Origin of the sequence: Pseudorhodobacter antarcticus, from assembly GCF_900110135.1 — a bacterium.
GTDB classification, from domain to species: domain Bacteria; phylum Pseudomonadota; class Alphaproteobacteria; order Rhodobacterales; family Rhodobacteraceae; genus Pseudorhodobacter; species Pseudorhodobacter antarcticus.
On sequence record NZ_FOCO01000013.1, the window covers coordinates 82,448 to 92,692 of the forward strand.

Consider the following 10,245-nt stretch of genomic DNA (forward strand, 5'->3'; position numbering starts at 1 on the left):
CTGGCTCCATCATAACAGGAGGCCACCATGCCCGTTAAAAATCGCTTTGCCGAGATGTTGCCAGAACTCACCGCGATTCGCCGTGATTTCCACGAACACCCCGAACTCTTGTTCGATGTGCATCGCACGGCTGCCAAAGTCGCGGACCTGTTGCGCAGCTATGGTTGTGATGAGGTGGTGACAGGCATCGGGCGCACTGGCGTGATCGGCGTGATCCATGGCAAAACCGACAGCGGCAAGGTGGTGGGCCTGCGCGCCGACATGGACGCCTTGCCGATCAACGAGGCGACAGGCCTTGATTACGCGAGCAAAACGCCGGGGAAAATGCACGCTTGCGGCCATGATGGCCACACCACCATGCTGCTGGGGGCTGCCAAATACCTGTGCGAAACTCGTAACTTTGATGGCAAAGCGGTCATGATCTTTCAACCCGCCGAAGAGGGCGGCGGCGGCGGCGATGAAATGGTCAAGGACGGCATGCTGGACCGCTGGAATATCCAAGAGGTGTACGGCATGCACAACATGCCCGGCATCCCCGTGGGCCACTTTGAAATCCGCCCCGGCCCGATGATGGCCGCAGCCGATCAGTTTGAAATCATCGTGACGGGCAAAGGCGGCCACGCCGCAAAACCGCATGATTGCATCGACACGCTGCTGGTTGCCTCCCATATCATCGTCGGTTTGCAATCCATCGCATCGCGCAACGTGGACCCGCTAAAACAAATCGTCGTGTCCACTTGCGTGGTGTCAACCGACAGCAACGCCCATAACGTCATCCCGCAAACCGTTGTTCTAAAAGGCACTGTGCGCACGTTCGACCCCGCCGTGCAGGACTTGGTGGAAGCGCGGATGAACCTGCTGCCCGTCCAAATGGCTGCCGCTTACGGGGCCACCGCCACCGTCGATTTTCAGCGCGGCTATCCCGCCACCGTAAACGCCGAAGAAAACACAGCTTTTGCCGCGGAAGTCGCGAAATCCGTGTCCGGCCATATCAGCACGGACACAGCCCCCCTGATGGGCGCCGAGGATTTCAGTTATATGCTGAACGAACGCCCCGGCGCTTATATCTTCCTTGGCAATGGCGACACCGCAATGGTCCACCACCCCGCCTATAACTTTGATGACAACGCCATCCCCTTTGGGTCCAGCTGGTACGCGGGCATGGTCGAGGCGCGGATGCCTGCGGCGTAAAACCCGGGTGGCCTAAACCGCCAAATCCCGCAATTCGCGGCGCATCACCTTGCCGGTGGCAGTCATCGGCAAGGTGTCCACAAACACCACATCGCGGGGGGCCACATGTGGGCTAACCCGCGTTTTCACCCGGTCAATCAACCGCTGCGCATCGGGCACCGCACCGCTGCGCAACACCACAAAAGCACGCACAATTTCGGTGCGCAGCGCATCTGGCACCCCCACGCAAGCTGCCATAACCACATCACTGTCGCCCATCAAACAATTCTCAATTTCCGATGGTCCAATGCGATACCCCGCCGATGTAATCACATCATCATCGCGCGCGGCAAAGGTCAGATAGCCGTCGCTGTCCGCCACCCCCAAATCACCCGTTCGCAGCCAATCCCCGCGAAACTTCGCCGCCGTTTTCTCGGGCTGGTTCCAATAGCGCAAAAACATACTGGCCGCCCCTTTGGCCACGCAAATCTCGCCCATCACGCCCGGCGGGCAGGGCGTGCCCGCATCATCCATCACCACCACGTCAAAACCGGGCAGGGCTTGCCCCATGCTGCCGGGTTTGACTGCCATCATTCCCGCCACTTGGCTTACGCATAAATTACACTCCGTTTGGCCGTACAGCTCGTTGATCGGCGCACCCAGCGTGGCTTGCCCCCATACCAACATCTCGGCCCCCAACGCCTCGCCACCCGATGAAATGGACCGCAGGCGCACACTGTCCGGCACCGCCGCACCGCGCATCAGCTTTAACGCCGTGGGCGGCATAAACACATTGCGGATACCGTGATCGGCAATCAACGCATAGGCCGCAGCCGCATCAAACTTGCGCATCCGGTGCGCCACCAGTGGCACACCGTAATACAGACACGGCATCGCCATATCCATCAATCCGCCAATCCACGCCCAATCGGCTGGCGTCCATCCCTTATCGCCGGGCTGCGGAAAGCCGCCATGCGTCAATTCCATGCTGGGCAAATGCCCAAACAAAAACCGGTGCGCATGTAAAACCCCCTTGGGCGGCCCTGTTGTGCCCGACGTATAGATCATCACCGCCGCATCCTCCGCACTGGTTATCACGGGTTCAGCCAAAGGGGCATAGGCGGCAATGCTGGCCCAAAGATTCGCCGCATCCGGTGTGGCGTCTGTGCAGAATATAGATGTAAGATCAGGCAGTTCTGGCGCGATCTTAAGGATTTTTGACAGGCTTTCGCCATCCGTTACCACCACCGCCGCACCTGAATCCGCCAGGCGGTACAACAGGGCATCGGTGCCAAACAACGTGAACAACGGCAGCGCCACCGCCCCCAGCTTCATCGCCGCAAAATGCACAATTGGCACCGCAGCAGATTGCGCCAACAGCACAGCCACGCGGTCGCCACGCCGCACGCCTGCCCTTAAGAACGCCGATGCCAGCCTGTCTGATGCGTCTTTCAGCGCGCCATAGGTCCAATCGCGGGCCCCCTGCGCATCAACCTCAATCAGCGCTACGCGGTCCGGCTCCGCGCGCGCCCAATCATCGCAACACCCCTGCGCGATGTTGAAATCTGCTGGCCAATCCCATGCAAAGGCGGCCCGCTTTGCGGCCCAATCCCCCGACAGCGGGATCATCCTATTGCGCAAAGATCGTCACATCTGGCAGGTCGGTCAAGGGCAGGTTCAACGCGCGAAACGCTGCCAGCGACAGTTGTGCTGCCCCGTCACCCGGAATCAAACCCACCGCAATCGACCCGCCCGCAGCCGTCACCACGCGCCCAGACCCCGCAGATTTAACCAAGGCAGACCGCAGCCAAAACCCCGGTTCTGTCACATTGCCAAGTGCGACGGCCGTCTTGCCCAAACTCTGCTCGCCCGCAGGTTTCGCAGGCGCCGCAAGTGCTGCCGCCTTTTGCGCGGCGGTCGTGGTATCCAACGCCGCCGCAGATTTCGCGCCCACCGGCGGCACCGCAACCCCGCCAGATGTCGGGCCAACCGCCGGACGCGTCTGCGGGCGCGGTTCAATCACGCCAACAGGTTCCATCGCCTGTCCGCCCCCCTTCCCAAAGGGCAAGCTGGCGCAGGCAGACAAGATCAAAAGGGCGGGCAACAAAGCCACGGTTTTATGTTTCATGGCCAAAACTCTATCTGCTGCCTTTGCGGCTTTCAATGCCCTTGCACCGACTTGCCACGCGGCCTACCTTGATGACATGAACACGCCATTGATAGACCCATTCGCCCGCGCCATCACCTATCTGCGCGTCTCTGTGACGGATCGTTGCGATTTTCGCTGCGTCTATTGCATGTCCGAAAACATGAACTTTCTGCCCAAAGCGGAACTGCTGACGCTGGAGGAGTTGGACCGCATGTGTTCCACCTTCATCGGCCTTGGCGTGCAAAAACTGCGCATCACGGGCGGTGAACCCCTTGTGCGCAAAGGGATTATGACATTTTTCGACGGTATGGCCCGCCACCTCACCTCCGGTGCGTTGCAAGAGCTGACGTTGACCACCAACGGCAGCCAATTGCGCAAATTCGCCGCCGATCTTGCGGCTTGCGGGGTCAAACGCATAAATGTCTCACTCGATACGCTGGATGACGCAAAATTTGCCAAAATCACCCGCTGGGGGCGACTTTCGCAAGTGTTAGACGGAATTGCCGCGGCAAAAGAGGTGGGGATCCACGTCAAAATCAACGCGGTCGCGCTGAAAGGGTTTAACGAGGATGAACTGTTCACCCTGACCGATTGGTGCGCGCGCGAAGGCCATGATCTGACGTTCATTGAGGTGATGCCAATGGGTGATCTGGGGAATGAGGACCGGCTGGACCAATATTGGTCGCTAAAAGAGCTGCGCGCCCGCCTGCGCGACCGTTTCACCGTGACCGACCTGCCCGACCGCACAGGCGGCCCCGCGCGCTATGTGCGATTGAAAGAAACGGGCCAGCGCATTGGATTTATCACGCCACTGACGCATAATTTCTGCGAAAGCTGTAATCGCGTGCGCCTGACCTGCACCGGCGAACTTTATATGTGCTTGGGGCAAGAGGATATGGCAGACCTGCGCGCGCCCTTGCGTGCCAGCCCTGAAAACCACCTGCTGGAAACCGCGATCCGCACCGCGATCAGCCGCAAGCCAAAAGGCCATGATTTCGACTATTCCCGTCAGAAAGCGGGCGGTCAAATGACCCGACACATGAGCCATACGGGCGGCTGACAAAATAGATTTTTCCATGAAAAATCTTGCCTCCGGCGGAGGTATTTTTACCAAGGTGAAACTGCAAGGTTAGGGCAGAAGTTGCCCGGCCTCTTTGCGCGCCCAAGTTTTCATCAAATCGCCGTATTCTGCCAAAAACGCCTGCGTGCGGTCGGGGTCATGTTTGGAAAGACCACGCAACCAGCCCGCCACGGCTTTTTGGATAAACCAATCCTTGTCGGTTAGATAAGACGCGGCCCAATGCAAAACGCGTTCGCGCGCCTCGGCCTCGTCCGGTTTGGGGTGGTTCAGCAGGGCAAAAGGCAAAGTGGCCACCAGCGCCGCGCGCCTTTCCCACATCACCTCACTTTTGGTCCACGCCTCCACCTTTTCAAGGCGCGATGGGTCCGCGACAATCCGCTTTTGTGCGGCACTGCAAACTGCATCCGCAATTGCCCAAGCGTCAAGCTGCGGCAGCCAGGCGCAGATCAAATCCCATGCGCCTGCATCATCCGGTTTGATACGCGCTTGTGTCAGCAGTTTTGCCGCCGCGATCCGCGCCTCGTGGATATTGCTGCCCCACAGGTCCGCACACAACGCCAGCCGTGCGTCTAGCGTCAGATCCACGCGCCACACCTTGCACAGCGCATCAATTTCAGAGGGGGCGGTGCCCAGATAGGGACGATCTGCCTTGTGATAGGCCGCCATATCAGCCGCTTTTTCCGGAATGGCGCAGGCGGTCAGTTGCGCAATCGCCTCTTGCAACATCATTCGACGGTCACCGATTTGGCAAGGTTTCGCGGTTGGTCCACATCCGTCCCTTTCGCAATCGCGGTGTGATAGGCCAGTAACTGTGCTGGAACTGCGTATAAAATGGGCGCCAGAAAGTTTGGCACCGATGGCATCGCAATCGTGCGCCAACAGCCCGCGCCCGCCTCGGCCACGCCCGCCGCGTCGGAGATCAGCAGAACCTTGCCATGCCGCGCCATCACCTCTTGCATGTTGGACACGGTTTTTTCAAACAACGCGTCACGCGGGGCCAAAACGATCACCGGAACTCGCGCATCAATCAGCGCGATCGGTCCATGCTTCAATTCACCACTGGCATAGCCTTCGGCGTGGATGTAGCTGATTTCTTTCAGCTTTAGCGCGCCCTCCATCGCCAATGGGAACAGTGGCCCGCGCCCCAGAAACAAGATATCCTGCGCTTCGGCCAACTCCTCGGCGATCACGGCAACCTCTGGCGCGATGCGCAACGCTTGGCTCACCAGCCCCGGCAGGGCCTGCAAATCGGCGATATGTTGCGCCAGTTCGGCAGGTGTCAAACGGCCGCGGTCCACTGCCGCTTTCAACGCCATCAGCGCCAAAGTGGTCAATTGGCAGGTAAAGGCCTTGGTCGAGGCAACACCCACCTCCACCCCCGCGCGGATTAGCAGGGCGATATCGGATTCGCGCGCGATTGACGATGTGGGCACATTGACCACCGCCACGATTTTTGCCGCCTTGTCGCGGCAATAGCGCAGGGCGGCCAGCGTGTCTGCAGTTTCGCCAGACTGGCTGACAAAAATTGCCCAAGTGTTGGGTGTGATCGGCGGCTCGCGATAGCGAAATTCAGACGCGACATCCACATCCACGGGTAGGCCTGCGATTTGTTCAAACCAATATTTCGCCACCACACAGGCGTAATAGGCGGTGCCGCAACCGACCATGGTCAAACGGTCCACGCCCGCAAAATCCACCTCTGCAGGCGGGTTCAGGGCGTTGCCTGCGACCATATGTTTGATCGCATCAGCCAGCACTATGGGCTGTTCGGCGATCTCTTTTGCCATGAAATGTTTGTAACCGGCCTTTTCAATGCGGGTATTTTCCAGCACGATTTTGGTGGCACCACGGTTGGCGCGACGATTGTGTTCATCAAATATTTCAACGCCTTGCCGGGTCAAAACCGCCCAATCGCCTTCTTCCAAATAGGTGATGGTATCGGTCATGGGGGCCAGTGCGATAGCATCCGACCCGACAAACATCTCTCCCTCGCCATGCCCGATTGCCAAGGGCGATCCTTTGCGGGCTGCGATCATCAGATTATCTTCGCCCTCAAACAGAAAACACAGCGCAAACGCCCCATGCAGCCGCGCCAGCGTTTCACGCGCGGCCTCAATCGGGGTCATACCTGCGTCCAAATGGGCACGGGTTAAAATGGCAACGGTTTCGGTATCGGTTTGGGATTCGAAAACATATCCCTTTGCTTCTAACTCCGCCCGCAGATCGCGAAAATTCTCGATGATGCCGTTGTGAACGACCGCAACTTTGCCCGATTGATGCGGGTGCGCGTTGGCAACAGTGGCCGTGCCATGCGTGGCCCAGCGGGTGTGCCCAATGCCGGATTTGCCTGCTAGCGCATCATGCACTAGCAAATCCGAAAGGTTCACCAACTTGCCCACCGCACGCCGCCGCCCCAGCCGGCCGCCATCCAATGTGGCAATGCCGGCGCTGTCATAGCCGCGATATTCCAACCGTTTCAGCGCCTCCACCAGCAAAGGTGCGACTTCGTTCTTACCAAGGACCCCGACAATACCGCACATTATTGGACTTCTTTCTGGCATTTTGCCTTGGCAGATTTGTACATATCGAACAACTTGACCGCGAGGCCGGGTTTGTTCACTTGCTTGGCCCGCCCCAGCGCCAAGGCTTCCGCCGGGACATCGCTGGTGATCACGGAACCCGACCCCGTCATCGCATCGCGCCCCACAGTGACAGGCGCGACCAGCATTGTGTTTGATCCGATAAACACACGCGGACCGATTTCTGTGTGATGTTTGCTGACCCCATCAAAATTGCAGGTGATCGTGCCCGCGCCAATGTTGGTATGTTCGCCCACATGTGCATCGCCTAGATAGGTGAGGTGGCCAACTTTAACCCCTTCATCCAGCACGGTGTTTTTGATTTCAACAAAGTTCCCGACATGAACATCCTCGGCCAGTTCCGCGCCGGGGCGCAGGCGGGCAAAGGGGCCGACAACGGCGCCGCGGCTGATATGGCAGCCTTCAAGGTGGCAAAAGGCACGGATTTCGGCGCCTGATTCAATGGTGACACGCGGGCCAAAGACCACATTCGGGGCGATGGTGGTGTCGCGGCCAATCACCGTGTCCAGCGCGAAATAGGTGGTTGCGGGGTCGGTCAGGGTCACGCCGTTGTCCATCGCCTCGGCGCGCATGCGGGTCTGAAACAGCGCCTCAGCCTGGCTAAGTTCAGCGCGGGTGTTGATGCCCAGCGTTTCCGATTGGTCACAGATCACCACGCCTGCGGACAGGCCAGCGGCGCGGGCCAGCGCGATGATATCGGTCAAATAGTATTCAGCCGCCGCATTTTGGTTGCCGATCTGGGCGACCAAATCGAACAGCACACCCGCTTCGGCGCAGATCACGCCGGAATTACACAGGGTTATGGCGCGTTCGGCGTCGGTTGCGTCCTTGAATTCAACGATGCGGTCCAAGCTGTCGCCTGACGTGATCAGGCGGCCATAGCGGCCCGGATCGGCGGCTTCAAACCCCAGCACGACGACGGCATGATCGGCGCGGGCGTCCAGCATGGCTTGCAAAGTTTCCAGCCGCACGAAAGGGGTGTCGCCGTAAAGAACGATCACGTCGCCGGTGGCATTTGCCAGCTGCGAGGCCGCTTGGGCGACGGCGTGGCCGGTGCCAAGCTGTTCGGTTTGCAAGACCACGGTGATGCTGTCATCAAAAGCGCGGGCAGCTTTTTCGACCGCTTGCGCGCCGTGGCCTGCGACGACGACGATCTTTTCGGGGTCCAATGCTTGGGCCCCTTGCAGCGCGTGGTGGAGAAGGGGGGCGGCCCCCAGAAGGTGCAAAACTTTGGGCAGGTCCGAATTCATCCGGGTGCCTTTGCCTGCGGCCAAAACGATCAATGAAACCGACATGAAACCCTTTCCATCACTGTGGGTTCCCTTTTACACGGGGGGGCCTGAGTCGCAAGGCCGGGCTGGTCACGCGCTGTTGCAGCGCTGTCATATGGGGGGAAATATGCGGACGGTTGTGTTTGATTTGGACGGGACGTTGGCCGACACCAGCGGAGATTTGATCGCCGCCGCGAATGCGTGCTTTGAGGCGCGGGGGCAGGGGCGGCCGTTGGATGCGGTGGCGGATCAATTGACGGCGTTCGCGGGCGGGCGGGCGATGTTGCGGCTGGGGGCCGGGCGGTTGGGCTTGGGGTGGGATGAGGGCGATATTGATGCGCAGTATCCGGTTTTACTGGCGGAGTATGGGCGGGCGATTGCGGTGCATACGCGGCTCTATCCCGGCGCTGTGCGTTCGGTGGAGGGGTTGCGCGGCGCTGGGTTTGCCACGGCGATTTGCACGAACAAACCCGAAGGGTTGGCGGTGCAATTGGTGGCGGCGCTGGGGATATCAGACCTGTTTGGCGCGCTGTTGGGGGCGGATAGTTTGCCCGTGCGCAAGCCTGACCCGGAGCATTATTTTGAAACGGTGCGGCGGGCGGGGGGCCTGCCTGCGCGGTCGCTTTTGATTGGGGATACGGTGACGGACCGGGACACCGCGCGGGCGGCGGGGGTGCCGATTATCTTGGTGGGGTTCGGACCGGAGGGGGCAGGGGTTTCGCGATTGGAACCGGACGCAATTTTGGATGATTACGACGGCTTGATGGGGGTGATTGATCGGCTTTTGCCGGGGTAGCATCGCGGTTTGGCGGGTGCGAAATCGCGCGCGATGCGGGGGGTAAGACATTGATTTGGTTTGGTGTTGATTTTTTTGTTAACTAAATATTAAGGTTTGATCGCGCGGTTTTGAGGCGGCGCGGGGCGGTGGGTTACACCCACCCTACACCGCCCCGCAAAAGAGGGCTGGGGTCTGTTTTTTGACGCGGCGCTAAATTTTGGCAAGCGATGCGGATATAAAAACGCGATTTATGCTGCGCCTTGAGTGGCGCGCAGCCAATCAAAAAACAAGCGGGATTGTGGCGCCCTTATTCATCGAAAACGTGCTGATATCAAAATCAGCTGCGAGTTTGTCCGGGCCCGCCTAATGATTGTAGCATGAGGGAGAACCAACACTTCGCTGACCACTTGAGGGCGGAACGCCGTGGTCGAAACACATTGAACAATAAGGTTCAAAAGCCCTTTTTTATCGCGGAAATAGTCAGAATTGTAATGGTAATCCATCGCTGACCATGCCCAATCTTCGAGGCGTTGTTGCAGAACTCTGATTGCCGAGGATTCACATCGTGACTCCATGCGGTTAGACGGGCGGCATGAGCAAGCCATCACCCGCTCGCTACCGCACGACGAACTGGTCCAGCTACACCGCCTCCCTGAAGAAGCGTGGGTCGCTGTTGATCCGTTGCCAGGCAACGCATGTTTGTATGCGTGAGAGGGGGGGGGTGGATAAGGAGATAATCTGGCTTGCGCCGCATGACGGCAGTCCCGGTCGGCCCGCGGTGTTCTCTGATGCGGCCATCCAGTTTTGCCTGACGATCAAAGTTCTGTTCAAGTTGCCATTACGGCAGACGACCGGCATGGTCGCCAGCTTGCTGAAGTTGGCGAACCTGAACTGGGCGGTGCAGGATTATACGACCCTGTGCAGACGGTAAAGGACGCTGGCCGTCCAGATCCCCTATCGTTGTGCCGATGGGCCGCTGAACCTGCTCGTCGATAGCACTGGGATTAAGTTCCTTGGCGACGGCGAGTGGCAGGCCCGAAAGCATGGTATTCAGGGCCGCCGTCGGTCGTTGCCCCCTCTCGCACATGTAGACATGTGGGCACCTCTATTAATACCATAAATGGTCAATGATCGCCCCGTAAGTAATTGTTTTCATTGCGGTCCCCTTTGGCGGTTCTGAATTAATAGAGGTGCCC

8 protein-coding genes and 1 pseudogene are annotated in these 10,245 nt (G+C 59.1%); 4 read left to right on the forward strand and 5 right to left on the reverse strand.

Going from position 1 to position 10,245, the window contains the following annotated elements; genetic code table 11:
* Positions 1–27: 27 nt before the first annotated feature.
* Positions 28–1,191 carry a M20 aminoacylase family protein gene (locus BMY36_RS08780; RefSeq protein ID WP_050518213.1) on the forward strand — a complete coding sequence of 388 codons (1,164 nt, stop codon included), beginning with the start codon at positions 28–30 and terminating at the stop codon, positions 1,189–1,191.
* 12 nt (positions 1,192–1,203) lie between these two features.
* Here BMY36_RS08780 and BMY36_RS08785 read toward each other — a convergent pair whose 3' ends face one another.
* Both BMY36_RS08785 and BMY36_RS08790 read right to left on the reverse strand, forming a co-directional pair.
* On the reverse strand, positions 1,204–2,799 hold the full coding sequence (locus BMY36_RS08785) for an AMP-binding protein (protein ID WP_050518214.1): 1,596 nt from the start codon (positions 2,797–2,799) through the stop codon (positions 1,204–1,206).
* A 1-nt stretch (position 2,800) separates the two neighbouring features.
* Positions 2,801–3,298, reverse strand: a complete 498-nt coding sequence (locus BMY36_RS08790) for a hypothetical protein (RefSeq protein WP_050518215.1) — start codon at positions 3,296–3,298, stop codon at positions 2,801–2,803.
* A 76-nt stretch (positions 3,299–3,374) separates the two neighbouring features.
* Here BMY36_RS08790 and moaA point away from each other — a divergent pair, with 76 nt between their 5' ends.
* Positions 3,375–4,379, forward strand: coding sequence for a GTP 3',8-cyclase MoaA (gene moaA / locus BMY36_RS08795; RefSeq protein ID WP_050518227.1), 1,005 nt, complete (start codon positions 3,375–3,377; stop codon positions 4,377–4,379).
* 69 nt (positions 4,380–4,448) lie between these two features.
* Here moaA and BMY36_RS08800 read toward each other — a convergent pair whose 3' ends face one another.
* The 3 genes from BMY36_RS08800 to glmU are packed head-to-tail and all read right to left on the reverse strand — an operon-like array spanning position 4,449 to position 8,295.
* On the reverse strand, positions 4,449–5,129 hold the full coding sequence (locus tag BMY36_RS08800; RefSeq protein WP_050518216.1) for a DNA alkylation repair protein: 681 nt from the start codon (positions 5,127–5,129) through the stop codon (positions 4,449–4,451).
* The gene (gene glmS, locus BMY36_RS08805; protein WP_050518217.1) at positions 5,126–6,940 is read right to left on the reverse strand and encodes a glutamine--fructose-6-phosphate transaminase (isomerizing); all 1,815 of its coding nucleotides are present in this window, start codon (positions 6,938–6,940) and stop codon (positions 5,126–5,128) included. Before glmS ends, BMY36_RS08800 begins: the two co-directional genes overlap by 4 nt.
* Entirely contained in the window at positions 6,940–8,295 is a 1,356-nt protein-coding gene (gene glmU / locus BMY36_RS08810; protein WP_050518218.1) for a bifunctional UDP-N-acetylglucosamine diphosphorylase/glucosamine-1-phosphate N-acetyltransferase GlmU, read from the reverse strand. Before glmU ends, glmS begins: the two co-directional genes overlap by 1 nt.
* A gap of 103 nt (positions 8,296–8,398) precedes the next feature.
* Here glmU and BMY36_RS08815 point away from each other — a divergent pair, with 103 nt between their 5' ends.
* Together BMY36_RS08815 and BMY36_RS08820 are read left to right on the forward strand one after the other, a co-directional pair.
* Positions 8,399–9,067 carry an HAD family hydrolase gene (locus BMY36_RS08815; protein ID WP_050518228.1) on the forward strand — a complete coding sequence of 223 codons (669 nt, stop codon included), beginning with the start codon at positions 8,399–8,401 and terminating at the stop codon, positions 9,065–9,067.
* Positions 9,068–9,641: 574 nt separating this feature from the next.
* A pseudogene (locus BMY36_RS08820) lies at positions 9,642–10,115 on the forward strand (transposase); the annotation flags it as partial.
* Positions 10,116–10,245: the final 130 nt, after the last annotated feature.

What these genes read in the sequence shown, in the direction of transcription:
- BMY36_RS08780 (WP_050518213.1), top strand. Translation starts at nt 28, where the DNA reads ATGCCCGTTAAAAATCGCTTTGCCGAGATGTTGCCAGAACTCACCGCG.
- BMY36_RS08785 (WP_050518214.1), bottom strand. Translation starts at nt 2,799, where the DNA reads ATGATCCCGCTGTCGGGGGATTGGGCCGCAAAGCGGGCCGCCTTTGCA.
- BMY36_RS08790 (WP_050518215.1), bottom strand. Translation starts at nt 3,298, where the DNA reads ATGAAACATAAAACCGTGGCTTTGTTGCCCGCCCTTTTGATCTTGTCT.
- moaA (WP_050518227.1), top strand. Translation starts at nt 3,375, where the DNA reads ATGAACACGCCATTGATAGACCCATTCGCCCGCGCCATCACCTATCTG.
- BMY36_RS08800 (WP_050518216.1), bottom strand. Translation starts at nt 5,129, where the DNA reads ATGATGTTGCAAGAGGCGATTGCGCAACTGACCGCCTGCGCCATTCCG.
- glmS (WP_050518217.1), bottom strand. Translation starts at nt 6,940, where the DNA reads ATGTGCGGTATTGTCGGGGTCCTTGGTAAGAACGAAGTCGCACCTTTG.
- glmU (WP_050518218.1), bottom strand. Translation starts at nt 8,295, where the DNA reads ATGTCGGTTTCATTGATCGTTTTGGCCGCAGGCAAAGGCACCCGGATG.
- BMY36_RS08815 (WP_050518228.1), top strand. Translation starts at nt 8,399, where the DNA reads ATGCGGACGGTTGTGTTTGATTTGGACGGGACGTTGGCCGACACCAGC.